Origin of the sequence: Sphingomonas kyeonggiensis (assembly GCF_030812785.1) — a bacterium.
GTDB classification, from domain to species: Bacteria; Pseudomonadota; Alphaproteobacteria; order Sphingomonadales; family Sphingomonadaceae; genus Sphingomonas; species Sphingomonas kyeonggiensis_B.
This window is the reverse complement of the sequence record NZ_JAUSTJ010000001.1, coordinates 860,611-886,393: the sequence shown is the minus strand read 5'-3', so window position 1 is coordinate 886,393 and position 25,783 is coordinate 860,611. Positions and strand designations below refer to the sequence as shown.

At 67.2% G+C, this 25,783-nt stretch carries 25 protein-coding genes and 1 tRNA gene; 16 read left to right on the top strand and 10 right to left on the bottom strand.

Going from position 1 to position 25,783, the window contains the following annotated elements:
• Window positions 1–21: 21 nt before the first annotated feature.
• From J2W22_RS04420 to ku, 3 genes are all read right to left on the bottom strand, one after another.
• Window positions 22–1,314: a hypothetical protein gene (locus J2W22_RS04420; RefSeq protein ID WP_307117049.1), complete on the bottom strand. Its 1,293-nt coding sequence runs from the start codon at window positions 1,312–1,314 to the stop codon at window positions 22–24.
• Between the two features lie 96 nt (window positions 1,315–1,410).
• Window positions 1,411–3,891 carry a DNA ligase D gene (ligD, locus tag J2W22_RS04415; protein WP_307117048.1) on the bottom strand — a complete coding sequence of 827 codons (2,481 nt, stop codon included), beginning with the start codon at window positions 3,889–3,891 and terminating at the stop codon, window positions 1,411–1,413.
• A gap of 7 nt (window positions 3,892–3,898) precedes the next feature.
• On the bottom strand, window positions 3,899–4,756 hold the full coding sequence (ku, locus tag J2W22_RS04410) for a non-homologous end joining protein Ku (RefSeq protein ID WP_307117047.1): 858 nt from the start codon (window positions 4,754–4,756) through the stop codon (window positions 3,899–3,901).
• A gap of 89 nt (window positions 4,757–4,845) precedes the next feature.
• On the opposite strand from ku, the gene pdxH reads away from it, so the two are divergent.
• From pdxH to J2W22_RS04395, 3 genes are read left to right on the top strand one after another with little or no spacing between them, the layout of a single operon-like run.
• Entirely contained in the window at window positions 4,846–5,424 is a 579-nt protein-coding gene (pdxH, locus tag J2W22_RS04405) for a pyridoxamine 5'-phosphate oxidase (RefSeq protein WP_307117046.1), read from the top strand.
• Complete coding sequence (locus tag J2W22_RS04400; protein ID WP_307117045.1) at window positions 5,421–6,332, top strand: cation diffusion facilitator family transporter; 912 nt, start codon at window positions 5,421–5,423, stop codon at window positions 6,330–6,332. Before pdxH ends, J2W22_RS04400 begins: the two co-directional genes overlap by 4 nt.
• Window positions 6,329–7,120, top strand: coding sequence for a PhzF family phenazine biosynthesis protein (locus J2W22_RS04395; protein WP_307117044.1), 792 nt, complete (start codon window positions 6,329–6,331; stop codon window positions 7,118–7,120). Before J2W22_RS04400 ends, J2W22_RS04395 begins: the two co-directional genes overlap by 4 nt.
• A 155-nt stretch (window positions 7,121–7,275) precedes the next feature.
• Here J2W22_RS04395 and J2W22_RS04390 read toward each other — a convergent pair whose 3' ends face one another.
• A complete protein-coding gene (locus tag J2W22_RS04390; protein ID WP_307117043.1) occupies window positions 7,276–7,758 on the bottom strand; it encodes a nuclear transport factor 2 family protein in 483 nt (160 codons plus the stop codon).
• Window positions 7,759–7,914: 156 nt separating this feature from the next.
• On the opposite strand from J2W22_RS04390, the gene J2W22_RS04385 reads away from it, so the two are divergent.
• Entirely contained in the window at window positions 7,915–8,829 is a 915-nt protein-coding gene (locus tag J2W22_RS04385; RefSeq protein WP_307117042.1) for an alpha/beta fold hydrolase, read from the top strand.
• Between the two features lie 245 nt (window positions 8,830–9,074).
• Here the strand turns inward: J2W22_RS04385 and mnmA are convergent, their stop codons facing one another.
• Window positions 9,075–10,184, bottom strand: a complete 1,110-nt coding sequence (gene mnmA, locus J2W22_RS04380; RefSeq protein WP_307117041.1) for a tRNA 2-thiouridine(34) synthase MnmA — start codon at window positions 10,182–10,184, stop codon at window positions 9,075–9,077.
• Window positions 10,185–10,341: 157 nt separating this feature from the next.
• On the opposite strand from mnmA, the gene J2W22_RS04375 reads away from it, so the two are divergent.
• From J2W22_RS04375 to J2W22_RS04365, 3 genes are all read left to right on the top strand, one after another.
• Entirely contained in the window at window positions 10,342–10,569 is a 228-nt protein-coding gene (locus J2W22_RS04375) for a hypothetical protein (RefSeq protein ID WP_307117040.1), read from the top strand.
• A 105-nt stretch (window positions 10,570–10,674) separates the two neighbouring features.
• Window positions 10,675–10,974: a CtrA inhibitor SciP gene (gene sciP, locus J2W22_RS04370; protein WP_183999330.1), complete on the top strand. Its 300-nt coding sequence runs from the start codon at window positions 10,675–10,677 to the stop codon at window positions 10,972–10,974.
• A gap of 182 nt (window positions 10,975–11,156) precedes the next feature.
• Entirely contained in the window at window positions 11,157–11,414 is a 258-nt protein-coding gene (locus tag J2W22_RS04365; protein WP_307117039.1) for a GlsB/YeaQ/YmgE family stress response membrane protein, read from the top strand.
• Between the two features lie 67 nt (window positions 11,415–11,481).
• On the opposite strand, the gene J2W22_RS04360 is transcribed toward J2W22_RS04365, so the two are convergent.
• A complete protein-coding gene (locus J2W22_RS04360; RefSeq protein ID WP_307117038.1) occupies window positions 11,482–12,204 on the bottom strand; it encodes an SIMPL domain-containing protein in 723 nt (240 codons plus the stop codon).
• A gap of 80 nt (window positions 12,205–12,284) precedes the next feature.
• Window positions 12,285–12,545: a GlsB/YeaQ/YmgE family stress response membrane protein gene (locus tag J2W22_RS04355; protein WP_307117037.1), complete on the bottom strand. Its 261-nt coding sequence runs from the start codon at window positions 12,543–12,545 to the stop codon at window positions 12,285–12,287.
• A gap of 246 nt (window positions 12,546–12,791) precedes the next feature.
• Here J2W22_RS04355 and J2W22_RS04350 point away from each other — a divergent pair, with 246 nt between their 5' ends.
• The 3 genes from J2W22_RS04350 to J2W22_RS04340 all read left to right on the top strand — a co-directional run bounded on the left by J2W22_RS04350 (window position 12,792) and on the right by J2W22_RS04340 (window position 18,453).
• Window positions 12,792–13,991 carry an efflux RND transporter periplasmic adaptor subunit gene (locus tag J2W22_RS04350; RefSeq protein WP_307117036.1) on the top strand — a complete coding sequence of 400 codons (1,200 nt, stop codon included), beginning with the start codon at window positions 12,792–12,794 and terminating at the stop codon, window positions 13,989–13,991.
• Window positions 13,992–14,000: 9 nt separating this feature from the next.
• Complete coding sequence (locus tag J2W22_RS04345; RefSeq protein WP_307117035.1) at window positions 14,001–17,156, top strand: efflux RND transporter permease subunit; 3,156 nt, start codon at window positions 14,001–14,003, stop codon at window positions 17,154–17,156.
• 91 nt (window positions 17,157–17,247) lie between these two features.
• Window positions 17,248–18,453, top strand: a complete 1,206-nt coding sequence (locus J2W22_RS04340) for a DUF445 domain-containing protein (protein WP_307117984.1) — start codon at window positions 17,248–17,250, stop codon at window positions 18,451–18,453.
• A 95-nt stretch (window positions 18,454–18,548) separates the two neighbouring features.
• Here the strand turns inward: J2W22_RS04340 and J2W22_RS04335 are convergent, their stop codons facing one another.
• Both J2W22_RS04335 and J2W22_RS04330 read right to left on the bottom strand, forming a co-directional pair.
• Complete coding sequence (locus tag J2W22_RS04335; RefSeq protein WP_307117034.1) at window positions 18,549–18,998, bottom strand: pyridoxamine 5'-phosphate oxidase family protein; 450 nt, start codon at window positions 18,996–18,998, stop codon at window positions 18,549–18,551.
• 50 nt (window positions 18,999–19,048) lie between these two features.
• On the bottom strand, window positions 19,049–19,720 hold the full coding sequence (locus tag J2W22_RS04330; protein WP_307117033.1) for an HAD family hydrolase: 672 nt from the start codon (window positions 19,718–19,720) through the stop codon (window positions 19,049–19,051).
• Window positions 19,721–19,781: 61 nt separating this feature from the next.
• Here J2W22_RS04330 and J2W22_RS04325 point away from each other — a divergent pair, with 61 nt between their 5' ends.
• The 4 genes from J2W22_RS04325 to J2W22_RS04310 are packed head-to-tail and all read left to right on the top strand — an operon-like array spanning window position 19,782 to window position 23,291.
• Window positions 19,782–20,894 (top strand): ABC transporter permease, encoded by a 1,113-nt coding sequence (locus J2W22_RS04325; RefSeq protein ID WP_307117032.1) that lies wholly within the window; start codon window positions 19,782–19,784, stop codon window positions 20,892–20,894.
• Complete coding sequence (locus J2W22_RS04320) at window positions 20,891–21,718, top strand: ABC transporter ATP-binding protein (RefSeq protein WP_307117031.1); 828 nt, start codon at window positions 20,891–20,893, stop codon at window positions 21,716–21,718. The genes J2W22_RS04325 and J2W22_RS04320 overlap by 4 nt, the downstream gene beginning before the upstream one ends.
• Complete coding sequence (locus tag J2W22_RS04315; RefSeq protein WP_307117030.1) at window positions 21,718–22,683, top strand: MlaD family protein; 966 nt, start codon at window positions 21,718–21,720, stop codon at window positions 22,681–22,683. Before J2W22_RS04320 ends, J2W22_RS04315 begins: the two co-directional genes overlap by 1 nt.
• 8 nt (window positions 22,684–22,691) lie before the next feature.
• Window positions 22,692–23,291, top strand: a complete 600-nt coding sequence (locus J2W22_RS04310; RefSeq protein WP_307117029.1) for an ABC-type transport auxiliary lipoprotein family protein — start codon at window positions 22,692–22,694, stop codon at window positions 23,289–23,291.
• A gap of 125 nt (window positions 23,292–23,416) precedes the next feature.
• Here the strand turns inward: J2W22_RS04310 and J2W22_RS04305 are convergent, their stop codons facing one another.
• On the bottom strand, window positions 23,417–24,262 hold the full coding sequence (locus tag J2W22_RS04305) for a peptidylprolyl isomerase (RefSeq protein ID WP_307117028.1): 846 nt from the start codon (window positions 24,260–24,262) through the stop codon (window positions 23,417–23,419).
• A 67-nt stretch (window positions 24,263–24,329) separates the two neighbouring features.
• Here J2W22_RS04305 and J2W22_RS04300 point away from each other — a divergent pair.
• Window positions 24,330–24,420 (top strand) — tRNA-Ser (locus J2W22_RS04300).
• 154 nt (window positions 24,421–24,574) lie between these two features.
• Complete coding sequence (locus tag J2W22_RS04295) at window positions 24,575–25,774, top strand: tyrosine-type recombinase/integrase (RefSeq protein ID WP_307117027.1); 1,200 nt, start codon at window positions 24,575–24,577, stop codon at window positions 25,772–25,774.
• Window positions 25,775–25,783 lie beyond the last annotated feature (9 nt).

The window sequence follows — 25,783 nt, the reverse complement described above, 5'->3', positions numbered from 1 at the left end:
TCCCCAACCCCGTTCGCAGGTTCAGCGCGTGGCGGGCGCCGCCACGACGGGGGCGGGCGCGGGCGCCTCGGCGGGCTGGGGCGGCAGCTCGGGCAGGTCCTCGACGCCCGGCAGGTCCCAGCGGTCCATCACGATCGCCGAACAGGCATAGGTGGCGCGGTCGCGCAGCACCGCCGGCTTGAGCGCGCTGGCGAGCGCCCCCTGGCTGCCCGCGAGCACGCCGCGCGCATCCTCGATATGCGAGGCCCAGGCGATGGCATTGAGCCGCTCGCCATTCGTCATCTTCGCGCTCAGATACGGCACGAAATCGCCGACATAGAGCGTCTCGCCCGGACCGACATGGAAGGTCGGCGCGCCGAAGCAGAAGCTGTTGGTGATCAGCAGATTGCCCACCGCGCTGCCCGACAGGACATAGTCTCCCGGCGTGACGCGCAGCACCTGCACCTCATAGGCCGCCTTCTTGTCCTTGCTCTTGGCGAGCAGCGAATAGGTCGTCTTGTCGCCGGTCTTCTTCCAGTCCTTGGGGCGATAGAGCAGGTCGCGGACATTGGCGTCGTAGCGGGTGACCGCGACCGAGCCCGAGCGGCCGGCACTGCCCTCGTCGGGGCGGCGGAAGCCGAAGACGATCGCGCCTTCCTCCGGCGCCAGCGCGAACGGCGTCTTGGGATCGACATTCTTGCCCAGCCACAGCGCGCCGGTGCCGGCGAGCGGCGCGTCGAGCTTGAGGTTCGGATCGGCAGCCAGCTCGAAGCTCTTCCGCTCGGTGATCGCGCCGTCCACCGTCTCGGCGCCGACGATCGAGTTGAAATAGTCGCTGCGCTGGTCGTCGGTCATCGTGGCGACGCGCGCCGCGGTGGCGTTCGGCACCTCGACCAGGCGCCAGCCCTTGATCAGCAGGCAGGCGCGACGATTCTCGCGGCGCTGGGCACCCTGGGCGATCGCGCTGCCGATCAGGCTGCCGAACAGTCCGCCCACGCCCGCGGCGACCGGCGAGACCACCGCCGGGTTGTAATAATAAGGCACGGTGCCCGCCGGCGTGCGCGATCCGCGCGCGATCAGGCGGCAATCCTGCCAGTCGGCGTCATATTGCGCGCGGGTGGCGCCGGGCTTGTTGTAGAAGCGCGTGTCCTTCAGGTCGCGCTGCGCGTCCTTGGCGATTTCCTCGGGCGTGTCGTCCGGATCGGCTACGGGCTTTTGCGGCACCGGCTTGGCCCCGTCACCGCCCGTCGGCACGTTCATCACGGCCTGGGCATGAGCGGTCTGCACGAGAAAGGCCGCGGCGAGCGCCGCGGTCGCGAGAAGCTTGAAGCGCATGAATCCCCCCGGAAATGCATCTGGTGGAGGGAAGCTTAACCAAGCCGGGCGGGCCGTCCAGCGAAAACGCGGCGATACAACCGGTTGCGGGGCAAATCAGACGTCGGGCAGTGCCTGGTCGGCCATGCCCCAGCCCTGCAGCGCGCGGCCGGTGGCACGCTCGAGCAGCTCGGCAGCATCGCGGATGCTGAAATGCTTCGGGCTGTCGATGTCCCTCAGCTCGCTCCACGTCACCGGCGCCGCCACCGGCGCGCCTTCGCGGGCGCGGGCGACATAGGGCAGCACCGCCGTGCTCCCACGCTGGTTGCGCAGATAGTCGATGAAGATCTTGCCCTTGCGATTGACCTTCTTGAGGTTGGCGGTGAACCGCTCGGGCTCGGCTTCGGACAAGGCGCGGGCGAAGCGCTCGCAGAAGCTCCTCGCCTCGGGCCATTCCGCCTTCGGCACCAGCGGCACCACGACATGCACGCCCTTGCCGCCCGACAGCAGCGGCCAGCTGGTCAGGCCGATATCGGCGAGATGGTCCTTCAGATCCGCCGCCGCCTTCTTCACCGCTTCGAAATCGAGCCCCTCGTCGGGGTCGAGGTCGAACACCAGCCGGTCGGGCTTCTCGATATCGGCGACCAGGCTGCCCCAGCCATGGAACTCGATCGTCCCCATCTGGACGCACGCCATCATCCCGTCGGCATCCTCGACATAGAGATAAGGCTCGACCGAGCCGTCCTTCTCGCGGACGTCGACATGATGGACCTGCTCGCCGAAACTGCCGGCATCGTGCTTCTGGAAGAAGCATTGCCGGGCACGGCCCTGCGGGCAGCGGACCAGGCTGATCGGCCGGTTGGCGAGCCAGGGCAGCGCGATCGGCGCGGTGGCGAGGTAATAGTCCGCCAGGTCGCCCTTGGTCAGGTTGTCGCCGGGGAAGATCACTCGCTCCCGGCTGCTGATCTTGATCGCGGACCTGGCCGGCTCGGGCGGCGCGACCGGCTTCTCGGCGACCACCTCCTTCGCCTGCTTGTCCTCGCGCAGCCCGATGAAGCTGGCATGGCGCACGACATTGTCGGCGGTGAACTCGCTGAACGCGATCTCGGCGACCAGCTCGGGCTTCACCCAATGCGCGCCGCGCGCCTCGGCCCGGGGGACTTCTGCGGCAGGTTTCTTCGCCTCGATCCGATCGAAGCGCGCGCGCAGCTCCTGGAGCGTCTCCATGCTGAACCCGGTGCCGACCTTGCCGGCATAGACCAGCCCGTCCGGCCCGTTCAGTCCGAGCAGCAGCGAGCGGAAGCCGCGGCCCTTCGCGCTGGAGGGCGACCAGCCGAGGATCACGAACTCCTGGCGGCGGATGCACTTGGTCTTGAGCCATGCCTTGGTCCGCGCGCCGCGATAGGGCGCATCGGCCCGCTTGGAGACGACGCCCTCATAGCCTTCGCGGCACATCGTCTCGAACAGCTTCTCGCCGCTGCCCAGCACATGTTCGGAGAACTGGATGCGCTGATCCGCGCCGGTTAGCAGCGTACGCAATCGCTCCTTGCGGGCGAGCTGGGGCTGTTTCGCCAGATCCTCGCCATCGGATTCGAGCAGGTCGAAGGCGAACATCGTCAGCCCCTCGCCGCCGCCGGACAGCGCTTCCTGCAGCGAGGAGAAGTCCGGCTTGCCGTCCTTGAACGCGACGATCTCGCCGTCGATCAGCGCCGGCCCGGCGAGGCTCGCCGCCGCCTCCGCGATGCCGGGGAAGCGGTCGGTCCAGTCGAGCCCGGTGCGGGTATAGATCTTCGGCCCCTTGCCGCCCAGGCTGAGCAGCGCGCGATAGCCGTCATATTTCACCTCGTGCAGCCACTGGTTGCCCGCGGGCACCGTGTCGACCAGCGTCGCGAGCTGCGGCTTCTGGAAAGCGGGGTTCTTGCCCTTACCGTCACCCCGGCGAAAGCCGGGGTCTCGTGCAGTAGCGCCAGCCGCCCGGGATCCCGGCTTTCGCCGGGATGACGGTTTTTGAGATGCCTTTTTCCCCTCCGCGATCTCCTGCATCGTCCGCCCGGTCTTCACGCTGGTCAGGGCGGTCTCGACCAGTGCGTCGGTCGCGCCGGCATATGGGTCGTCGATCTTGCGGAGCAGCCAGTTCTCGTTCTTCTCCCTGCCCCGCGGCTTCAATCGGATGAGCAGCCACTCGCCCTTCATCCGCTCGCCCTCCAGCGTGAAGTGGAGATGGCCCTTTTCCAGGTCCTTCGCGCTCTTCCCCTCGATCGGCGCCCAGGTCCCGTCATCCCACAGCATCACCGTGCCGCCGCCATATTCGCCCTTGGGGATCGTCCCTTCGAAATCGGCATAGGAAAGCGGGTGGTCCTCGGTGCGCACCGCGAGGCGCTTCTCGTCCGGATCGAGGCTCGGCCCGCGCGTCACCGCCCAGCTCTTGAGCACCCCGTCGATCTCCAGCCGGAAGTCCCAGTGGAGGCGGGTGGCGTCGTGCTTCTGGACCATGAACCGGTGGCCGCCGGCCTTGGCGACCTTGCCCGCCGGCTCCGCGGTCTTCGCGAAGTCGCGCTTGGCATTGTACTTCTCGAGCGGATCGGGGGACCTCGCCATCGATCCGTCACCCACGCTTCTTCGCCGGAGCCTTGGCCGCCGGCTTCGTCTTCACCGCCCGGCTCGTCTTCGCCCCGGGCTTCTCCAGCGACTTCTTGAGCGCCGCCATCAGGTCGACCACGTTCGAGCCGCGGCTCTCCTTGCCGTCGTCCTTGTCCTCGATGATCTTGCGGCCCTTGGCCTTCTTCTTCCGCTCGATCAGGTCGTGCAGCGCATCGACATAGCGGTCGTGGAATTCCCGGGGATCGAACTTCGCCACCTTCTTCTCGATCAGCGTCTCGGCCAGCCCGAGCAGCTCGGGATCGGGCGCGCTGTCGGGGATGTCGCGGAAATAGCCCTGCGCCTTGTTGACCTCGTCGGCATAGCGCAAAGTCTCCAGCACCATGCCGCGCCCGCACGGCTTCAGGCTGACGACATATTCCCGCCCGCGCATCGCCAGCTGGCCCAGCCCGACCTTGCGGGTGCGCTTCAGCGCCTCGCGCAGCACGATGAACGCCTCCTCGGCAAGATCGTCCGCCGGCACCACGAAATAGGGCCGCTCGAAATAGAGCACGTCGATCTCGTCCAGATCGACGAACTGGGTGAGTTCGAGCGTCTTCTTCGATTCGAGCTTCACCGCATCGATCTCGTCCTGCTCGAGCAGGACATATTCGCCCTTCTCGACCTCGAACCCCTTCACGATCTCGTCAGGCTCGACCGCGCCGACGCCGGGCGCGACCTTCTCGTACTTGATGCGCTTGCCGCTCGGCTCGTGGATCTGGTGGAAGCTGATCTGCGCGCCCGATTTGGTCGCGGTGTAGATCTCGACCGGGATCGACACGAGCGCCAGCCGTATCTGTCCCTGCCAATAGGCGCGCGCCGCCATCTCGCTCTCCTCGTTGCGAAGCCGATTCAATGTGCCAGCAAAGGAGTCGTTCCTCGACACCCGTTCGGGGGAGGATTAGAGCCCCCGGCATGACCACCGATCCGTTCGACCTGTTCGACAGCTGGTACCAGGAAGCGCGCGCAAGCGAGCCCAACGACTCCAATGCGGTGACGCTCGCCACAGTGAGCGCGCAGGGCCAGCCCTCCGCCCGGATGGTGCTGCTCAAGGGCCATGGCCCCGACGGCTTCGTCTTCTACACCAACCGCGAGAGCCGCAAGGCGCAGGACCTGCACGAAGGGGCGAAGGTCGCCCTGCTCTTCCACTGGAAGTCGCTGCGCCGCCAGATCCGCATCGAGGGCAGCGTCACCCGCGCCACCGATGCCGAGAGCGACGCCTATTTCGCCACCCGTGCCCGGGATTCGCAGCTCGGCGCCTGGGCATCGGACCAGTCCCGCCCGCTCGATGCCCGCGAGACCTTCGAGGCGCGCTTCGAGGAAGCGAAGGCCCGGTTCGAGGGGCAGGACGTCCCCCGTCCGCCGCATTGGGGCGGCTACCGCGTCACCCCCAGCACAATCGAATTCTGGCAGGACCGCGCCCACCGCCTGCACGAGCGCCGGCTTTTCACCCGCACCGGCCAGGGCTGGTCCGAAGGCCTGCTGTACCCGTGACCAACCTCGCGCGCCGCGCCGCCATCGCCAGCGTCTGCTCCGCGATCCTGCTCGGCGCGCTCAAGGCGTGGGCGGCCTGGACCACCGGCTCGGTCGCCGTGCTCGCCAGCCTGGCCGACTCGATCCTCGACCTGTTCGCCTCGCTGGTAACGCTCGGCGGCGTCCACTGGGCCTCGCAGCCGGCCGACGAGAATCACCGTTTCGGGCACGGCAAGGCCGAGGCGCTGGCCGCACTCTTCCAGGTAGTGGTGATCGCCGTCTCGGCGCTCGCCATCCTGGTCCGCGCGATCGAGCGGCTGCGCGGCGGCGACATCTCGGCCTCGCCCGAATCGGGCATCGCGGTGAGCATGATCGCGATCCTCGTGACCTTGGCGCTCACCCGCTACCAGGCGCATGTCATCCGCCAGACCGGATCGGTGGCGATCGGCGCCGACCGGATCCACTATACGTCCGACCTGATGCTCAACGCCGCGGTGATCGCCGCGCTCGCGCTCGATGCCTGGGGCCTGCGCGGCGCCGATCCGCTGTTCGGCATCGCCATCGCCTTCTGGCTGCTGTTCGGTGCCTGGCGCGCCAGCGAGGCGGCGATCGACCAGCTGATGGACAAGGAATGGCCCGAGGAGAAGCGCCGCGCCTTTGTCGAGGTCGCCGGGCGCAACCCCGCGCTCAAGAGCCTGCACGATCTGCGCACGCGCAGCAGCGGCAACAATGACTTCGTCCAGTTCCACATCGCGATGAACCCGGCGATGACGATCCAGCAGGCGCATGACGTGGTCGAGGCGCTGGAGAAGGAACTGGGCGAAGCCTTCCCGGGCACCGAGATCCTGATCCATGTCGATCCCGACGGTCATGTCGACGAGCCGCAGAACCCGATGATCGAAGCCAATCTGCTGAAGGACCCCGAGTGAAGCTGCCATTCGCCCAGATCGACGCCTTTGCCGACCGCCCCTTCACCGGCAATCCGGCGGCAGTGATCCCGCTCGATTCCTGGCTGGACGACGCGCTGCTCCAGCAGATCGCCGAGGAGAACAATCTCTCGGAGACGGCCTTCATCCTCCCCGACGCGAGCGGCGAGGCGGATTTCGAGCTGCGCTGGTTCACCCCCGCGGTCGAGGTCGCCCTGTGCGGCCATGCCACGCTGGCGAGCGGACATTTCGTCCTCTCCGCCGATCCGGCGCGCGACCGGGTCACCTTCCGGACCCGCAAGGCCGGAATCCTGGAAGTGCGCCGCGACGGGGACGGCTATGCGATGGCCCTGCCGTCCTATCCGCCCGAGCCCGCCGAAGTGCCGGGCCTGCTCGATGCACTCGGCGTCGGCCTGGGCGAGACGCTGCGCCATCCCAACGGCTATGACCTGACCGTACTCGACCGCGCCGAGGCGGTGCTGGCGCTGACGCCCGACTTCAAGGCGCTGGCGACGATCGGCCACACGCTCAACATCGTCACCGCGCCGGGCCAGGGCACCGACGTGATCAGCCGCGTCTTCGCCCCCGCCGCCGGGATAGACGAGGATCCGGTCACCGGCTCGGCCCATTCGGTGCTGACCCCCTATTGGACGAAGCGCCTCGGCCGCGACACGTTCAGCGCCTTCCAGGCCTCGAAGCGCGGCGGCCACATCGCCTGCGGCCTGGCCGGCGACCGGGTGATCCTGGGCGGCAAGTGCGTGACGGTGATTATCGGGGAGTTTGGGGTCTAGGCGCGGAGCCTTCGCCTAAATCCGTCACCCCGGCCTTGTGCCGGGGTCCACCGGGAGGCGATTCATGGACGAGAGGCTCTACCGTCAGTCCAGGAGGCATAGTGGACCCCGGCACAAGGCCGGGGTGACGATCGAGGCTCGGATTGGGAGCCTCGTCACTCCACCCCCCGATGCGCGTAGCTGAGGATCCGCGCCGCCTGCCAGCCGTCCGGCGTCTTCTTCCACAGATGGACGAAATGCGCCTTGCCGACGAGCTTCTCCGGCCCATCGCCCTTGCGCTCGTAGAAGACATGGTCGCCTTCCTCGATCGCGCCATAGCCCGGCACCGGATCGACATGCAGCGTCTCGGGAACCAGCGCGCGGCGGCTGCGCCAGCTATCGGGCGCCTTCCGCCGCTCGCACTCCTTGGCATAGAGGGCGACGAATCCCTCCCTGCTGGTCGCCACCACCCCGCCCTTGTCGTGGTACATCTCGAGATCGGGCGTCACCATCGCCGCCATGCGCGTCGGCTCGCAGCGCTCGAAGAAGGTCTCGAACAGGGCCGAGTCCGCTGCCTTTACCTCGGCGAGCAAGGCAGGGTCCGGTGAAGCAGGCACGCTCTGGAACAGGACGAGCGAAAATGCAGCGGCAAGGAACATGGGCATCTCCGATGTGTATTAACTGAATAATACACATCGGTCCACCGCGCGCAAACCCTGCTGCCGCAAAGCTCAGAAAGCATTAGCGCCTGCGCGGTTTCACAGGCACCCTCCGCGTCCGGGCGAATCCTCGTCCCTCTGTGGGGGAGAAGTGCGATGTGGAAATCCGGTCTGGCAGCTCTGGCTCTTGCGCTCGCAGGCACCGCCCCCGCGGCCGCGCAGGTGGCGCCCTATCCCGCCAGCTTCACGACGCGCGAGATCGCGGCCAACGGCACCACCATCCATGTCCGCGTCGGCGGCAGCGGCCCCGTCGTGCTGCTGCTCCACGGCTATGGCGAGACCGGCGACATGTGGGAGCCGCTCGCCGCGCGGCTGGTGCGCGATCACCGGGTCATCATCCCCGATCTGCGCGGCCTCGGCCTCTCCGCCAAGCCGGCCGGCGGCTATGACAAGAAGAACCAGGCCGAGGATGTCGCCGGCGTGCTCGCCGCGCTCGGCGTCACCGGCCCGCTCGACGTGGTCGCGCACGATATCGGCAACATGGTCGGCTATGCGTTCGTCGCCAGTCACCCCGACCGCGTCTCGCATTTCGTGCTGATGGACGCGCCGATCCCCGGCATCGGCCCCTGGGAGGAAGTGCTCAAGAACCCGCTGGTCTGGCATTTCCGCTTCGGCGGCCCGGACATGGAGCGGCTCGTGGCGGGGCGCGAGCGTATCTATCTCGATCGCTTCTGGAACGAGTTCTCAGCCGATCCGAAGAAGTTCGACGAAGCCTCCCGCGTCCACTACGCCAAGCTCTATGCGCTGCCCGGCGCGATGCACGCCGGGTTCAGCCAGTTCGGTGCCTTCGATCAGGACGTGATCGACGATCGCGCGCTGCTCGCCCGGGGCAAGCTCCGGATGCCGGTGCTGGCGATCGGCGGCGCGGCGTCGTTCGGATCGACCATGGCAGTGATCGCCCGCGCCGCGGCGGACAACGTCACCGAAGTCGTGATCCCCGCCTCCGGCCACTGGTTGATGGAGGAACAGCCCGAAGCGGCCACGGAGGCGATCCTCGCCTTCCTGAAGTAGCTTCCCTCTCCCATCGGGGGCATGGCCGGCCCAAATCATTTCCCGCTCCCAGAGGGAGCGGGAGAATAGGCTGGCAATGTAGGATTTCGTCTGATCTACCCTGGTCGATGCAGGCCAGCCGCACCTCCCCCGATTCCGATCGCACGCCCGGATGTGCTCGGCTGCGCGTGTTCACGGGAAGAACACACGCCTCGCGCGTGGATGTCGTGAACTTAGTGAACTTCCGGGCCGGAATTCGCCGCGAATCAGGCCGGCAGCAGCTCCGCCCGCTCGGTCTCGGCGATCCAGCCGCCGCCCAGCACCCGCTCGCCGGCATAGAGCACCGCGGCCTGACCTGGCGCCACGCCGTACTCGGGCGAATCGAACACCACCCGGTCGCCCTCCAGCCGCGCCGGCACCGGCTTGGCGAGGCTGCGCACCTTGGCGGTGATCGGACCCGAATAGTCGCCGCCCAGCCAGTTGATCCCCTCGATCCGCGCCGCGCGCACCGCCAGCGCGCGCTTGGGGCCGACCACGACCTGCTTCGATTCGGGATCGAGCCGCAGGACATAATAGGGCTCGGGCGCACCGCCGATCTCGAGCCCGCGGCGCTGGCCGACGGTGAAGTGGATCAGCCCGCGATGCTGGCCCAGCACCTTGCCCGATTCGTCGACGATCGCGCCGCCGGTCTCCGCCTCGGGGCGCAGCTTCTTGACCAGGCTGGCATAGTCGCCGTCGGGGACGAAGCAGATGTCCTGGCTGTCGGGCTTGCCCGCCACGCCCAAGCCCAGCTCGGCGGCGAGTTCGCGCACCTGCGGCTTGGGCATGCCGCCCAGCGGGAAGCGCAGGAAGTCGAGCTGCGCGCTGGTCGTGGCGAACAGGAAATAGCTCTGGTCGCGTGCCGGATCATGCGCGCGGTGCAGCTCGGCGCCCTGCGGCCCGAGCACGCGCTGGACGTAATGCCCGGTCGCAAGGCAGTCGGCGCCCAGGTCGCGGGCGAGCGCGAACAGGTCGGTGAACTTGGGCCCCATGTTGCACTTCACGCAGGGGATCGGCGTGCGCCCGGCGAGATATTCGTCGGCGAAGTCGTCGATCACTTCGCTCTTGAAGCTCGATGCATGGTCGAAGACGTAATGCGCGATGCCCAGCTTGTCGCAGACCGCGCGGGCGTCGCGGATGTCGCGGCCGGCGCAGCAGGAGCCGGCGCGGCCGACCGCCTCGCCATGGTCGTAGAGCTGCAGCGTCACGCCGATCGTCTCGGCGCCGGTGGCGGCGGCGAGCGCGGCGACGACCGACGAATCGACCCCGCCCGACATGGCGACGACGATGCGGCGCGCCTTGAGCGGCCCTTCGAGCTGGAAGTCTCCTGCGATCATGATCGCGCGCATTTAGGGGCTCGTACTTCCCCGCGCTACCCCGGTCGGATTCCGGTAATGCTGGTTAAGCTCCCGTTTTCACCTGCTTTACGGACCCTTCAAGACTTTTGGGTAGAAAGGCTCATCCGAGTTCAACCTGTCGGATGGGTAAGAGAGCGTGGACCTGAGTTTTGCCAGACTGGAACGCGACGTGGCGATCACCGCCATGCCGACCGAACTGGCGGTGCTGCTGGTCGGCGTGGCGGCACGCCAGGCAGCGAGTCCCACGGCACGTGCGCAGGCACGGCTGGCGCTGATCGCGCCGGTCGAGCAGCTGCTCGCGCCGGTGCACGGAGCGTTTCATCGCGCTGCAGCACTCGCTCTGGCCCGTCGACGGGAAGAATGAAGGGTCTGTTTACCGAGGCGTTTTAGTCGATGTTCAAGGTCCGCCGAATATCGATTGGTCGTTGAGTTTGCGTAGCGGGGGCCCCCCGCCCCGAAAGGCGAGTAGATGATTGAGAACCAGAAGATCCGTCCTGCGAAAGTGATTGGCCCGCTCGGCGAGCCGCTTACGCTCGAGACGCTTCCCCCGCCCGAGACGACCCGCTGGGTCGTGCGCCGCAAGGCCGAGGTGGTGGCTGCCGTCAATGGCGGGCTGCTCAGCGTCGACGAGGTGTGCGAGCGCTATGGCCTCACCGTCGAGGAATTCGCCGGCTGGCAGCGCGCGATCGACCGCTCGGGCATGCCCGGGCTGCGCGTGACCCGCATCCAGCATTATCGCTCGCTCTACGAGCGTCAGCAGAAGTTCTGAACTCCTCCCTCAAGGAGCAATATCGGCCCGTCCCCGGCACCCCCGGGGCGGGCCGTTTTCTTTGATGCCCCCAGGAAAAGTTCCCGTTTCCGTGCAAAATATCGGTACGGAACCAACATGACCGCCCGCTCATTTTTCCTCCGTCGCCCGGTCCGCGGGCCTAGATAACGGAGGGACTTATGGTGAACCTCATCGTTTGGCTGGTCATCGGCGGTGTCGTCGGCTGGCTCGCCAGCATTGTAATGCGTACCGATGCCCAGCAGGGTATCTTCCTGAACGTGATCGTCGGCATCGTCGGCGCCTTTGTCGGCGGCTGGCTGTTCGGCAGCGGTGACATCAACAGCGGCGTGATCACCCCGACCACCTTCCTGGTGTCGCTGGTCGGCGCGATCATCCTGCTCGCGCTGGTCAATCTGGTCCGCCGCGGCTCGCTGCGCTGATCCTAGACGACGCATGCCAAAAGGGGCCGCCCCGCAAGGGACGGCCCCTTTTTCATGGACGCGCTGCTTACTTTAGCAGGAAGCGCACCGACACGCTGACCGTCAGCTCGCGCTCGCCGGCGACCACTTCCATCGCCTTGTCCTGGGCGAAGCCGGCATTGGCCCGCATCATGATCGGCGCCGGCATCGGCGGCAGCGCCCCGCTCTCCGAGATCGCCAGGATGCGATCGACCTTGAGGCCGGCCGCCTGGGCATAGAGCTCGGCCCGGGCCCGCGCCTTCTTCACCGCATCGACCCGCGCCTCGTCGAGCGCGCCCTCGGGCTTGTCGAGCGTCAGGTTCGGGCCCGAAATGTCGTTGGCGCCCTCGCGGACCAGCGCGTCGAGGATCGTGCCGCTCTTGCCGACGTCCCGGAAGCGGATCGATAGCTGGTTCGACGCCTGATAGCCGGTGATCACCGGCGGCTTGTTCTCGGCATAGCGATATTGCGGGCTGAGGCTGATCCGCGCCGTCTGGATGTCCCGCTCGGCGACACCGGCGCCGCGCAGCGCCGCCAGCACCTTGGCCATCTGCGCATTGTTCTGCTGCATCGCCTCGGCCGCGGTCGCCGCCTGGGTGACGACGCCCGCCTGGATCACCGCCAGGTCGGGCACCCGCGTGCTGATGCCGGTCGCGCTCACATCGAGCACGGTGCCGTCGAGCAGCACGGGGCGCGCCTCCTGCTGCGCGGCGGCGGGCAAGGCCGCCGTGGTCAGCAGGATGGCAGAGGCGGCAAGGGCAACACGGATCATCGAACACTCCTGAAATGACTTGTCCCGCGCACGGCTTGCCGCACGCGGGACAAATGCAAGCTGAACGAAAATCGTCTGCCTCAGACCCGGCGCGCCATGATCAGCCGATAAAGCGCCAGTAGCACGACCGAACCGGCAGTCGCCGCGGCATAGGCCTGCCAGGTGCTGTCGCGCACTTCGAGGCCGAGCATCGGCGTCAGGTAAAAGGCCAGCAGCGCACCGGCGATACCGATCAGGATGGTAACGATGATGCCACCCGGGTCCTTGCCCGGCATGATCAGCTTGCCAAGCGCACCGGCGACGAGGCCGATGAGCAGCCATCCAATAATCCCATGCGGCATTGAATCCCTCCTCGATTCGGCCCGTCTCCCCCGGACCGCGTGGGAACGTCGCGCCGGTGCGACTCTATTGCAACTGTTTCTTGCCGGAAACGGTTCTGGAACATTCCGGATACTTGCGGAAAATGGCCGAAACGGGCATTTGCCCGGCCACGCGAAACGGCCCTTGTGGCTGGTGACTTATTCATCTAATACAGTGCGATCAACTTTGGGGGCAGCGGCCATTTCGGCCGGATCGGAATGTCGCACATGAATTACGAGGCAGGGATGTTCGGACGACAGGAGCGGCTGGAGTATAATGGTGAGGGCGCGCCGAAGTCGCGGCGTTGGCTCTGGATCACCCTGGTCGTGGTGGCATTGATCGCCGTCGCCGCCTTCTTCACGATGGGCAGGCAGGACGGCGGGGCCGTCAAGGGCGCAGCCGCCGGCAAGTCGGCGGCCAAGGGCAACCAGTCGCAGATCCCGACCGTGACGATCGCGGTCCCCGGCCGCCAGGCGATCCAGACGGTGATCAGCGGTACCGGCAGCCTCGCCGCCAAGCGCGAGATGCCGGTCGGCGTGGTCGGCGAAGGCGGCCTTGTCACCCGCGTGCTCGTCGAGCCGGGCACCTGGGTCGCCAAGGGCCAGGTCCTCGCCACGGTCGATCGCTCGGTCCAGGTGCAGACCGCCGATTCGCTCGCCGCGTCGGTCCGCGTCGCCGAGGCCGATGCCAAGCTCGCCCAGGCCAATCTCGACCGCGCGCAGAGCCTGGTCTCGAACGGCTTCGTCTCCAAGGCGGATATCGACCGGCTGACCGCCGCGCGCGATCAGGCCTCGGCCCGCGTCCGCGTCGCCCGCGCCCAGCTCGCCGAGACCCAGGCGCGCAACCACCGCCTCGACATCCGCGCGCCGGAAGCCGGCTTGGTGCTCACCCGCCAGGTCGAGCCGGGCCAGATCGTCAGCGGCGGCTCGGGCGTGCTCTTCCGCATGGCGATGGGCGGCCAGATGGAGCTGCGCACGCAGCTCGCCGAGGCCGACCTCCTGCGCACCCGCGTCGGCTCGACCGCGCAGGTGACCCCGACCGGCAGCACCCAGGTGTTCAGCGGCTCGGTGTGGCAGGTCTCGCCGGTGATCGATCCGAACACCCGCCAGGGCATCGCCCGCATCCAGCTCAACTATAATCCGGCGCTCCGCCCGGGCGGCTTCGCCAGCGCGCAGATCATCACCGGCTCGAACAGCGCCGTGATCCTGCCCCAGTCGGCGATCCAGACCGACGCGCAGGGCAATTACGTCTACACGCTCGACGCCAAGGACCAGGCCGTCCGCACCCCCGTGGTCACCGGCGAGGTCACCGATGCGGGCGTGTCGATCACCCAGGGACTGGCCGGCACCGAGCGCGTGGTGCTGACCGCGGGCGCGTTCCTGAACCCGGGGCAGAAGGTCATCCCCCAGCTCCTCAAGAAGCAGTAGGATCCAGCGATGAGCTTCCGGAACATCTCCGCCTGGGCGATCCGGAACCCGGTTCCGCCGATCGTCCTGTTCCTGTTCCTCACGGTTGCGGGCCTTGTCAGCTTCAACCGGATGGACGTGAACAACAATCCGGACATCGACTTCCCGATCGTCTGGGTTTCGATCAGCCAGCCGGGCGCCGCGCCGAGCGAGCTCGAGACGCAGATCACCCAGCAGGTCGAAAGCGCGGTGCGCAGCCTGCAGGGCATCGACGAGATCAACTCGACGGTGACCGAGGGCAATTCGCAGACCGTCGTGCAGCTGGCGATCGGCACCCCGATCGACCGCGCGGTGGAGGATGTGCGCAGCGCGATCCAGCAGGTCCGCGGCAACCTTCCCGACGGCATCCTCGAGCCGCAGATCGGCCGCGTCGATTCGGCGAGCGACAACGACATCGCCAGCTTCACCGCGATCGCGCCCGACATGACCGTCGAGCAGCTGAGCTGGTACATCGACAACACCGTCGCCAAGAGCCTGCTCTCGATCGAGGGCATGTCGGCGGTGAACCGCAATGGCGGCGTCAACCGCGAGATCCGCGTCCAGCTCGATCCGGCCCGGCTCCAGTCCTATGGCCTCACCGCAAGCCAGGTGAACCAGCAGCTGCGCCAGGTGAACATGAACGCCGCAGGCGGCCGCGCGGAGATCTCCGGCTATGAGCAGTCGGTCCGCGTGCTCGGCAACGCCAAGGACGCCTATACGCTCGGCCAGACCCAGATCGCGGTCGGCGGCGGCCGCACGGTGCGCCTCGCCGACATCGCCACGGTGCAGGACAGCTATGCCGAGCTGCGCAGCGCCGCGCGGTTCAACGGCCATGCGGTGATCTCGTTCGACATCCAGCGCGCCAAGGGCGCGTCGGACGTGACGATCTATCACGAGGCCGACAAGAAGCTGAAGCAGCTCGAGAAGAACAACGACAAGGTTCATTTCGAGCTGCTCGCCAACTGGAGCAAATACGCCGAGCAGCAATATGACTCGGCGATGGAAGCGATGATCGAGGGCGCCGTCCTCGCCGTCATCGTGGTGTTCATCTTCCTGCGCGACTGGCGCGCGACGATCATCTCGGCGCTCGCCATCCCGCTCTCGTCGATCCCGGCCTTCTGGTTCATGGACCTGCTGGGCTTCACGCTGAACCAGATGACGTTGCTTGCGCTCAGCCTGGTGGCCGGCGTGCTGGTCGATGACGCGATCGTGGAGATCGAGAACATCGTGCGCCACATGCGCATGGGCAAATCGGCCTATCAGGCATCGATCGACGCGGCGGACGAGATCGGCGTGGCGGTGCTCGCCACCACCATGTCGATCGTCGCGGTGTTCCTGCCGGTCGGCCTGATGCCGGGCATCTCGGGCCAGTTCTTCAAGAATTTCGGCCTGACCGTCGTCGCCTCTGTGCTGATGTCGCTGGCCGTCGCGCGTCTCGTCACGCCGATGATCGCGGCCTATTTCCTCAAGGCCAAGGGCCATGCCACGCACGGCGAAGGCCGGATCATGGACGCCTATGTGAAGCTGCTGCGCTGGACGCTGCACCATCGCTGGTCGGCGATCCTCGGCTTCTTCCTGTCTCTGGTGATGACCGTCGCCTTCTTCTTCATCCTGCCGATGACCTTCCAGCCGACGCAGGACGAGGACCAGGTGAGCGTCAATGTCGAGATGGTGCCGGGCACCACGCTCGAGCAGACCGATCGTGTCGTCCGCCAGGTCGCCGATCGCCTGCGCACCGAGCCGAACGTGGAGAATCTCTACGAGCGCGCCGGTGTCGGCAATGGCCGCGTGCTGGTGATCTTCAAGGACAAGCGCACCGAGACGAGCGACGAGTTCACCCGTCGCCTGGCGCCGGAGCTGCTCAGGATTCCCGATGCCCGGGTGGGCTTCCGCGCCCAGGGTGGCTGGGGCTCGAGCGGCCGCGCGCTCACCATCACCCTCGGCGGCGAGGATCCCGCGCTGCTCACCAAGACCGCGCTCACGCTGGTCGAGCAGATGTCGAAGCTGCCCGACGTGGTGGCGCCGCGCATCGCCGGCGACCTCAACCGTCCGGAGATCGTGATCAAGCCGCGCCTCGACCTGGCCGCCAATCTCGGCGTGACCACCGCGGCGCTGTCGAGCGCGATCCGTATCGCGACGCTGGGCGACATCGACCAGAACAGCGCGAAATTCTCGCTGACCGACCGCCAGATCCCGATCCGGGTGGCGCTGCAGGAGAATGCCCGCGCCAAGCTCGACACGATCAAGAACCTGCCGGTGCAGACGCAGAATGGCGGTTCGGTCCAGCTCGGCACGGTGGCGGAGATCGCCTTCGGCACCGGCCCGACCAAGATCGAGCGCCTGAACCTGCAGCGGCGCGTCGTCGTCGGTGCGGACCTCGCGACCGATCCCAAGACGGGCAAGGCCGTGGTCTCGGGCGTGGCGCTGCAGAAGATCCACGAGTTGCCGATCATGAAGAACCTGCCGATCGGCGTGGCGGAGATGACCGTCGGCAACGCCAAGTGGCAGGCCGAGATGGTCAAGAACTTCGTCATCGCGCTGATGTCGGGCGTGTTCCTGGTCTTCGCGGTGCTGGTGCTGCTCTATCGGCGCTTCATGTCGCCGCTGGTCAACATGGGCTCCCTGCTCAACGCGCCGCTGGGCGGGCTGATCGCCCTGTGGATCGCCGGCCAGCCGATCTCGATGCCGGTGCTGATCGGGGCGCTGATGCTGTTCGGCATCGTCGCGAAGAACTCGATCCTGCTCGTCGACTTCGCGTTGGAGGAGATGGCCAAGGGCGTCGACAAGTTCACCGCGATCGTCGACGCCGGGCACAAGCGCGCCCAGCCGATCGTGATGACCACGGTGGCGATGGTCGCGGGCATGATCCCGACCGCGCTGTCGCTCAACGGCGACGGCTCGTGGCGCGCGCCGATGGGCATCACCGTGATCGGCGGCCTGATCCTCTCGACGCTGCTCACGCTGGTGATGGTGCCCGCGCTGTTCAGCCTCGCGGTCGGCCTCGAGCAGTGGCTCGGGCCGCGCCTGTCGCGCCGCCTGCTCACCTTCAAGCCGGGCGACGATGGCAGCCGCGTGATCGGCCAGGGCCATGGCGGCGGCACGATCGAGCACAAACCCGGGGACGATTCGCCGCAGCCCGCGGAGTGAACTTGATCCCGTCTGATGTATTGGGGAGTGCGTGACCTTGTTACGCACTCCCCTTTCTTCATCCGAGGCCGTCCCCGCCGGCCTCCGGCAGATGCGGCTGGTCGCGACCGGCCTGCTGGTCGCGATGGCCGTCCTGTTCCTGCTCGCCCGCGCCTTCGACCATCTCCATCCCGCGATCGGCTATGTCCGCGCCTTTGCCGAGGCGGCGATGGTCGGCGGCCTGGCCGACTGGTTCGCGGTGACCGCGCTGTTCCGTCACCCGCTCCACCTGCCGATCCCCCACACCGCGATCATCCCGCGCAACAAGGACCGGATCGCCGCTACCCTCGCCCAGTTCCTGCGCGACAATTTCCTCACCCCCAGGGTGGTCGCCCGGCGGATGCAGCGGCTCGACGTCGCCGGCGCCGCCGGCCGCTGGCTCGCCGATCCGGGACCGGGGCGCGGCCGGCTGCGCGCGGGCTTGGGCCGGCTCGGCGCGGACGTACTGGAGGCGCTCGACCAGGAACGGCTCGGCGGCATGGTCAAGCACACCATCGCCGGGCGCCTGCGCGCGCTCGAGATCGCCCCACTGCTCGGCCGCGCGCTCGAGGCTGCGATCCAGGAGGACCGCCACCGCCCCCTGCTCGACGGCATTGTCCGCTGGGCGGCCAAGGTGCTCGACGCCAACGAGCATCTGATCCGCCAGATGGTGCATGAGCGCTCGGGCGCGGTGATGCGCTGGACCGGCCTTGACGAGACGCTGGCCAACAAGATCATCGAGGGCCTCGCCAAGCTGATCGGCGACATGGCCGAGGACCCCGGCCACCCGCTGCGCGCCAAGGCGGAGGAAGGCATCGCCCAGCTCGCCCGCGACCTGCAGAGTGATCCCGCGCGCCGCGCGCAGGTCGAGGCGTTCAAGAACGAGCTGCTCGACAATCCGGCGCTGGCCGACTGGTGGATGGGCATCTGGGAGACCGGCCGCGCGTCGCTGCTCCGCGTCGCGCGCAATCCCGATGCGCTGCTCACCGGCGCGTTCGGCGACGCGATGCGCCAGCTCGGCCAGACGCTGCAGGACGATCGCCGCCTCGCCCACACGATCAACCGCTTCGCCCGCCGCACCGCGGTGGGCGCGGCGACCGACTATGGCGACGGCATCGTCCGGCTGGTCTCCGATACGATCAAGGGCTGGGACGCCGAGACCATCACCGGCCGGCTCGAGAACGCCGTGGGCCGCGACCTGCAATATATCCGGATCAACGGCACGCTGGTCGGCGGGCTGGTTGGCGTCGCGATCCACACGGTGGATGCGCTGCTCTGAACCAAACCGTCATCCCGGCGAAAGTCGGGATCTCAGGCGACTCTTTTCCCGCCATCGCACGAGATCCCGGCGTTCGCCGGGATGACGATCTGCAACTAAACCGCCACCTCGCGCGCCAGCATGATCTCGCCCTGGTCCTCGCCGTCCCAGTAATGCGCGCGCGTGCCATGCACCTTGATCAGCACCAGCCCGGGCGTATCGACACCTTCCTTGAACCAGAGCGAGAGCCCCTTGGTCCAATGTGCTTCGAACGCCGCCTTGTCGCGGATCAGCTCGGCGACGCCCTCGATATGGACGAACACGGGCTTCATCCCCAGCAGCCCGGCCTTGGCCTGGAAGCCGAGCCCGACCTGCGCATTCGCCTCCAGATCGGCGATCAGCCTCGTGTCCTCGCAGGCGAAGAACCAGTTGTCGCCGTCATAGTCGACTTCGCGGTTGTTGCTCATCGGGCGCGCCGCGATGGTGCCGCCGTCGCTATGCGTCGAGAGCATCGCGAAATCGACGTCCCTCATCATTTCCGCCAGTTGTTTCAGCGTCTTGGCCATGATCCTCTCCGCATCTTGTCATGCAGGGAGAAGAACGAACGCCGTAGCGATTATCTCCAGTCGAGGATCGGCCAGCCCTTTTCGGCGGCAAGCGCGAGCAGCGGCCCATGCGCGTTGACCGCATAGCCCTCGTCCGCCCAGCCGAGCAGCGGCGCGTCCGAGACATGGTCCGAATAGGCGCGGACATGCGCGCCGCCGCGCCCGATCCCCTGCCCCGCCATCCAGCTTTCGATGCGGTGGAGCTTTACGGGCCCGTAACAGTTATCCCCTTCGATCAGGGAGAGAATCCGGCCTTGCCCATCGCGCTTCGCCTCGGTTGCGATCACGTCGTCAAAGCCCAGCAGCCGGCCGATCGCGGCGGCGTAATAGCCGTGCGAGGCGGTCGCCATGACCAGCCGATAGCCCTCCGCCCGGTCCGCCGCGATCCGTTCGCGCGCGCCGTGGAGCACGCCATGCGCCACCTCGTGCGCGGCAAAGGCCTCGGCGACCTTCGCCATCTCCGCGGGCGTCAGCGCCCCGCCGAGCAGCAGCCGCTGCGAGAATTGCTTGAGCCCGGCGCGGTCGACCAGCTTGAGGAAATAGCCGAGCCCCGCCACGCCCACCCCCGGGAACAGCGCCAGCCGCCACGGCGCGCGCGCCTTTGCCGCCGCGATCAGGAACCGCGTCCAGGTCGGCGCAGCGGTGATCGTCTTGTCCATGTCGTAGATTGCGAGACAGTGCATTGACGCATCTACGAGCGGGGACGCTTGCCGATCCAGCCCGAATCGCCGAAAGGTGCGCGCGATGAGCGCTTTGGCCGATTTCGAACGGGTTGATTCCGATGGCGGCGGCGCGGTCCTCCGCTTCACCGGCAATCTGTCGCTCGCCAGCCTCGGCGACCTGCCCGACCGGCTCGATACGGTCGATGGCGCGGTCAGCCGCATCGACCTGTCGCAGGTCGAGCGGATCGACACCGTCGGCGCCTGGGTGGTCCACCGCTTCGCCCGCGACAAGCAGGCCAGCGTCGAGGGGCTCGAGCCCGCCAGCCAGCATCTGTTCGACCAGGTCGTCGCCGCCGAGCATCCGATCGAGCTGCCGCCCAAGCCGCAAAGCGCTTTCGTCCATCTCCTCGCCGAGATCGGCGACGCGGTGTTCACCGCCGCGCACACGCTCTACGGCCTGCTCGGCTTCATGGGCGCCACGGTGATCGCCTTCTGGAACGTCGCCACCCATCCGCGCCGTTTCCGCTTCCACGCCACCGTCCATCGCTTCGAAGTGGTCGGCGTCTCCGCGCTCGGCATCATCGGGCTGATGAGCTTCCTGATCGGCGTGGTGATCGCGCAGCAAGGCGCGGTGCAGCTCCGCCAGTTCGGCGCGGAAGTCTACACGATCAACCTGGTCGGCCGCATCACCCTGCGCGAGCTCGGCGTGCTGATGACCGCGATCATGGTCGCCGGGCGTTCCGGTTCGGCCTTCGCCGCGCAGATCGGCACGATGAAGCTGACCGAGGAGATCGACGCGATGCGCACGATCGGCGTCTCCCCGATGGAGGCGCTGGTGGTGCCGCGCACCATCGCGGTGGTGACGATGCTGCCGTTGCTCGGCTTCTATTCGGCGCTGATCGGGATCATCGGCGGCGGGCTGCTCTGCTGGATCCAGCTCGGCATTCCCCCGATCACCTTCGTCCAGCGCATCCGCGAAGTGGTGCCGCTCAACGATCTGTGGGTCGGGCTGATCAAGGCGCCGGTGTTCGGCGCGATCATCGCCATTGCCGGCTGCTTCCAGGGCATGCAGGTGGAAGGCGATGCCGAGCAGGTCGGCCGGCGCACCACCACCGCGGTGGTCCAGGCGATCTTCCTGGTGATCGTGCTCGACGCCTTCTTCGCGGTGTTCTTCAGCCAGATCGGGTGGATATGACCGACACCCGCGACGCCTCCGCGCCCCAGGACGATATCGTCATCCAGGTCCGCCACCTGAAGAACGGCTTCGGCGACCAGATCGTCCATGACGGACTCGATCTCGACGTGCGCCGCGGCGAGATCCTCGGCGTGGTCGGCGGCTCGGGCACCGGCAAGTCGGTGCTGATGCGCTCGATCATCGGGCTGCAGACGCCCATCGAAGGCGACATCCATGTGTTCGGCGAGAACACGATCGGCCGCGAGGAGACCGAGGCGACCGCGATCCGCAAGCGCTGGGGCATATTGTTCCAGGGCGGCGCGCTGTTCTCCACGCTCACCGTGTCGGAGAATGTCCAGGTCCCGCTCAAGGAATTTTACCCCCTGCTCGACCAAGCGCTGCTCGACGAGATCGCGGCGTACAAGGTGGTGATGACCGGACTTCCCCCTGAAGCCGCGCCCAAATACCCTTCCGAGCTGTCGGGCGGCATGAAGAAGCGCGCCGGCCTCGCCCGCGCGCTCGCGCTCGATCCGGAGCTGCTGTTCCTCGACGAGCCCACCGCCGGGCTCGATCCGATCGGCGCGGCGGCGTTCGACGAGCTCACCGCCTCGCTGCAGAAGACGCTGGGGCTCACCGTGTTCCTGATCACGCACGATCTCGACACGCTCTACGCCATCTGCGACCGGGTCGCGGTGCTGGCGGACAAGAAAGTCATCGCAGTCGGAACGATTCCCGAGCTGCTCGCCTTGGATCACCCGTGGATCCAGGAATATTTCAACGGACCGCGCGGACGCGCAGCGGTCGGCAGCGCCAAGGCACATGCCGAGGCTGAGGACAGGGGCTGATGGAAACTCGATCGAATCACGTGCTCGTCGGCGCCGTCGTGCTGATCCTGCTCGCGGTGCTGGCGCTGTTCATCGTCTGGCTCGCCCGCCTCTCCGGCGGCAACGAGCGCGAATATGACATCTTCTTCCGCCAGGCGGTCGACGGGCTCAACCCGGGCTCGGCGGTGGCCTTTTCCGGCGTGCCCTCGGGCCAGGTCAAGGCTATCGAGTTCTGGAAGCCCGATCCCCAGCTGGTCCGCGTCCGCATCACCGTGAAGGACGAGGTGCCGATCCTCGAAGGCACCACCGCCACGATCCAGAGCAGCTTCACCGGCCCCAGCACCGTCCAGCTCGAAGGCGCGGTGAAGGGTGCCCCGCCGATCCGCTGCCCGCGCCAGCATCCCGAAGCGGCCTGCCCGCTGGGCGTGCCGGTGATCCCCACCAAGCCCGGCGGCCTCGGCGCGATCTTCTCCTCGGCGCCCAAGCTGCTCGAGCGGCTGACCACGCTCACCGAGCGGCTGACCGAGCTGATCAGCGACAAGAACCAGGCGTCGATCGCCGGCATCCTGGCGAACACCAATCGCCTGACCGATGCGCTCGCCGATCGCGGGCCGGAGATCGCCGCGACCCTGGCCGAGACGCGCATCGCCATCCAGAAGTTCGGCGTCGCCACCGAGCAGATCGGCGAGCTCGCCAAGACGACCAACGGCGTCGTCGCCGAGGACGTCAAGCCGACCATCGCCAATCTCAACAAGACGATCGCCTCGGCGAAGAAGAGCATGGAAACGCTCGATGCGATGCTCGGCGATGCCCGGCCGGGCGTGCAGGCCTTCTCGAAGAAGACCGTACCCGAGATCGGCCAGCTCATCCAGGATCTGCGTCAGATGGCCCAGTCGCTCTCCTCGGTCGCCGACAAGATCGACCAGGGCGGCGCGTCCAGCCTGGTCGGCAGCCCCAAGCTCCCTGACTACAAGCCCAACAAGTGAGGCCCGCGATGAAGAAGCCCGCCCTGCTCCTGCTGGCCGCCCCGCTCGCCGCCACGCTGTCCGGCTGCATCTCGATCGGCGGCAAGCCGCCCAAGACGCCGTTCCTCACCCTCCAGGCCGCCGAGCAGATCAAGCCGGGCGACGTGCAGACCGCCGCCTCGGGCACCACGGTGACCGTGCTGTTCCCGACCGTGCCGCACGAGCTGGCGACGGTGCGGGTGCCGGTCCATCAGGGCGAGAATGCCGTCGCCTATGTGAAGGACGCGCAATGGGTGGAGGCGCCGCCGCGCCTGTTCGCCCGGCTGGTCGGCGACACGATCTCGGCACGCACCGGCCGCCCGGTGTTGAGCTATCGCCAGTCGCAGGTCGACCCCGGCGCCGTGCTGTCGGGCGAGCTGCGCCGCTTCGGCGTCGATGCCGACACCAACCAGGCGGTGGTCGTGTTCGACGCGCTGCTCGTCCAGGGCGACGACGCCACCAAATTCCAGAAGCGCCGCTTCGAAGCGCGCGCGCCGCTGACCGAAGTGAAGCCCGACCTCGTCGCGGCCGCGCTCAACACGGCGGCGAACCAGGTCGCGGTCGAAGTCGCGGACTGGGTGGGGAAGTAAGGGCCATTCCGACGGCCTCATAACCGTCATCCCGGCGAAAGCCGGGATCTCAGGCGAAGGCGGGATACGGCACGAGATCCCGCCCCGGATCAAGTCCGGGGTCGCCGGGATGACGTTGTGATGCGTTACTGCGCCCGCCGCACCGCCGGCAGCGCGTTGCACACATCCACCCCGCCCATCGGCACGGTGAAGAACGCCCCGTCGCGATTCTCGCGCGCCTTGATCCAGGCGGCGAAGCGCGGATTGTCGGTGGCGCGATACTGGAAGTGCGGGCGCTCGTCCTCGGGCAGCTGGCTGGCGAGGCGCACCGAGAGGATCGGGGTCGGCACCTGGTCCTTGGCATAGACGCCCAGCTGGGCTGTGCCGCGCGGCAGGCTCGAGAGCCACTGCATGCCCTCGACCACCCGGCCGACGATCGCGATATTGCGGTCGAGCGGGCGTGGGGCGTGGCCGATCACCGTGTAGAGCTCGGCGCCGCTGCCGGTCGAAGGCGCGAGGTCGCGGGCGACGCCGACCATCGAATAGCAATGGGTCAGCGAGCTGACCGCGCCGTAATTGGCGAGCGGCCAGCCATCGGCGCTGAGGCCGGTCTTCGCGGCATAGCTGTCGGGCTTGGCGAAGGTGACGCTCTTCACCGCATCGAAGCCCGGCCATTCATATTCCGCAGGCGGATTCTCGATCACGCCGGGCGGCAGCGCGGTCTTGTCGTCGCCGCCGCCCCACTGCGTGACGTAATTGTCCTGTACGCGGTAGACGCTGGTGCCGTCCCACCAATGCGCCTCGGCGAGCTTGCGGATATTGGCGACGTGCGCGGGGGCGTAGCGCGGGGCCAGGCGGATATGGACCTGGTGGCCGCCCTGCAGCGTCATCACGAGGATCTCGTTGTCGGGGATCGCCTTCCAGTCCTCGGGGGCGGGGTCCGACGGGACGGTCTGGGCGAGCGCGGCGAACGCGAGGAGCAGCTTGAGCATGGGTGTGGAGACTGCTGCTTGCCTCGGCCTTCGTCAACGTTTAGGGCACGCAACTTCCAGGACATGCGGAGCGGTGGCCGAGTGGTCGAAGGCGCTCGCCTGGAAAGTGAGTATACGGCAAAACCGTATCGAGGGTTCGAATCCCTCCCGCTCCGCCACTTGCGCCCCTTTCCGGGCTCGCAAAAACCCTCCTAAAGTGCTATAAAACCTCACGAAATCCGGCGTTCTTCGTCTCATCGGATTTCACTCAATCCTACCACTTCCCACCACAATGTGGTGGGTAAAATGGCGGGTATTTTGGGAGCGAGGGTTATGGGAAAGCTCACCGCGCTTAAGGTTCGCTCATTGTCTGAGCCGGGGCGGTATGCCGATGGCGACGGCCTTTTTCTCGATGTCACCGGCAAGGCGGCCGGGAGATGGGTTCTTCGGGTTCAGGCAAATGGGCGGCGAAGGGAAATTGGCCTGGGTTCGCTGAAGAACGTCTCGTTGGCGGATGCACGCGATTCAGCCTTCGTCATGCGCAAGAAGATCGCGCAGGGAATCGACCCGGTCGCGGAGCGAAAGCAGGAACGGCAGACTGTCCCGACCTTCCGTGATGCGGCCAAACTCGTGCATGAGGAGCACGAAAGGGCTTGGAAGAACGGCAAGCACCAGAACCAGTGGATTGCGACCCTGACCACCTACGCCTTCCCCAAGATTGGCGACCTCCCGGTGGACAAGATCGAGAGTCCCGCGATTCGGGAGGTTCTGATCCCGATCTGGCTTTCCAAGCCGGAGACGGCGAGGCGAGTACGGCAGCGCATCGGCACGGTTCTCGATTGGGCTTGCGCTAAGGGTTTTCGCGCCAGCGAAGCGCCGATGCGGTCGTTGTCCAAGGGGCTCCCCCGACAGCCCAAGAAAGACGGCCATTTCGCCGCAATGCCCTATGCGGACGTGCCGAATTTCCTGGAGAAGCTTGGCGAACGCGAGTCGGTTGGGCGGCTCGCGTTGGAAGCGCTCATCCTGACGGCTACACGATCAGGTGAGATACGCGGCGCACTCTGGTCGGAACCGGATCTACAAGCCGGCCTATGGAAGATCCCCGCCGCGCGCATGAAGATGGGGCGGCCTCACATCGTTCCCTTGTCGCCCGAAGCGGCCGCCGTGTTCGAAAGAGCGAAGAAATACAAGGCGGGAGTGGGAGACCTCGTTTTTCCTGGTCAGGACGTGAAGAAGCCGCTCTCTGACATGACCCTGCTCAAAATCCTTCGGGATGGGGAGCTAACGGTGACGGTGCACGGCTTCCGATCTGCATTCCGGGATTGGGTAGCGGAGCAGACGGATTATTCTGGCGAAGTGGCGGAGGCCGCACTCGCCCATACGGTTTCGAACAAGGTAGAGGCGGCGTATCGCCGCACCGACTTTCTCGACAAGCGCCGGCTCTTGATGCGTGACTGGGCAGCCTTCTGCAAAAAGGTGCCCGCGTCAGCGAATGAGGGCAGGGAAAACGCCACGGAAATCGTCATCCCCTGAGCAACCCAT

Excerpts from the sequence above, each read along its gene's own strand:
- J2W22_RS04330 (WP_307117033.1), bottom strand. The coding sequence starts at position 19,720 with ATGCACTGTCTCGCAATCTACGACATGGACAAGACGATCACCGCTGCG.
- sciP (WP_183999330.1), top strand. The coding sequence starts at position 10,675 with ATGATTGAGAACCAGAAGATCCGTCCTGCGAAAGTGATTGGCCCGCTC.
- J2W22_RS04350 (WP_307117036.1), top strand. The coding sequence starts at position 12,792 with ATGAATTACGAGGCAGGGATGTTCGGACGACAGGAGCGGCTGGAGTAT.
- mnmA (WP_307117041.1), bottom strand. The coding sequence starts at position 10,184 with ATGATCGCAGGAGACTTCCAGCTCGAAGGGCCGCTCAAGGCGCGCCGC.
- J2W22_RS04320 (WP_307117031.1), top strand. The coding sequence starts at position 20,891 with ATGACCGACACCCGCGACGCCTCCGCGCCCCAGGACGATATCGTCATC.
- ku (WP_307117047.1), bottom strand. The coding sequence starts at position 4,756 with ATGGCGGCGCGCGCCTATTGGCAGGGACAGATACGGCTGGCGCTCGTG.
- J2W22_RS04385 (WP_307117042.1), top strand. The coding sequence starts at position 7,915 with ATGTGGAAATCCGGTCTGGCAGCTCTGGCTCTTGCGCTCGCAGGCACC.
- J2W22_RS04340 (WP_307117984.1), top strand. The coding sequence starts at position 17,248 with ATGCGGCTGGTCGCGACCGGCCTGCTGGTCGCGATGGCCGTCCTGTTC.
- pdxH (WP_307117046.1), top strand. The coding sequence starts at position 4,846 with ATGACCACCGATCCGTTCGACCTGTTCGACAGCTGGTACCAGGAAGCG.
- J2W22_RS04315 (WP_307117030.1), top strand. The coding sequence starts at position 21,718 with ATGGAAACTCGATCGAATCACGTGCTCGTCGGCGCCGTCGTGCTGATC.
- J2W22_RS04310 (WP_307117029.1), top strand. The coding sequence starts at position 22,692 with ATGAAGAAGCCCGCCCTGCTCCTGCTGGCCGCCCCGCTCGCCGCCACG.
- J2W22_RS04295 (WP_307117027.1), top strand. The coding sequence starts at position 24,575 with ATGGGAAAGCTCACCGCGCTTAAGGTTCGCTCATTGTCTGAGCCGGGG.
- ligD (WP_307117048.1), bottom strand. The coding sequence starts at position 3,891 with ATGGCGAGGTCCCCCGATCCGCTCGAGAAGTACAATGCCAAGCGCGAC.
- J2W22_RS04325 (WP_307117032.1), top strand. The coding sequence starts at position 19,782 with ATGAGCGCTTTGGCCGATTTCGAACGGGTTGATTCCGATGGCGGCGGC.
- J2W22_RS04360 (WP_307117038.1), bottom strand. The coding sequence starts at position 12,204 with ATGATCCGTGTTGCCCTTGCCGCCTCTGCCATCCTGCTGACCACGGCG.
- J2W22_RS04390 (WP_307117043.1), bottom strand. The coding sequence starts at position 7,758 with ATGTTCCTTGCCGCTGCATTTTCGCTCGTCCTGTTCCAGAGCGTGCCT.
- J2W22_RS04305 (WP_307117028.1), bottom strand. The coding sequence starts at position 24,262 with ATGCTCAAGCTGCTCCTCGCGTTCGCCGCGCTCGCCCAGACCGTCCCG.
- J2W22_RS04335 (WP_307117034.1), bottom strand. The coding sequence starts at position 18,998 with ATGGCCAAGACGCTGAAACAACTGGCGGAAATGATGAGGGACGTCGAT.
- J2W22_RS04355 (WP_307117037.1), bottom strand. The coding sequence starts at position 12,545 with ATGCCGCATGGGATTATTGGATGGCTGCTCATCGGCCTCGTCGCCGGT.
- J2W22_RS04345 (WP_307117035.1), top strand. The coding sequence starts at position 14,001 with ATGAGCTTCCGGAACATCTCCGCCTGGGCGATCCGGAACCCGGTTCCG.
- J2W22_RS04420 (WP_307117049.1), bottom strand. The coding sequence starts at position 1,314 with ATGCGCTTCAAGCTTCTCGCGACCGCGGCGCTCGCCGCGGCCTTTCTC.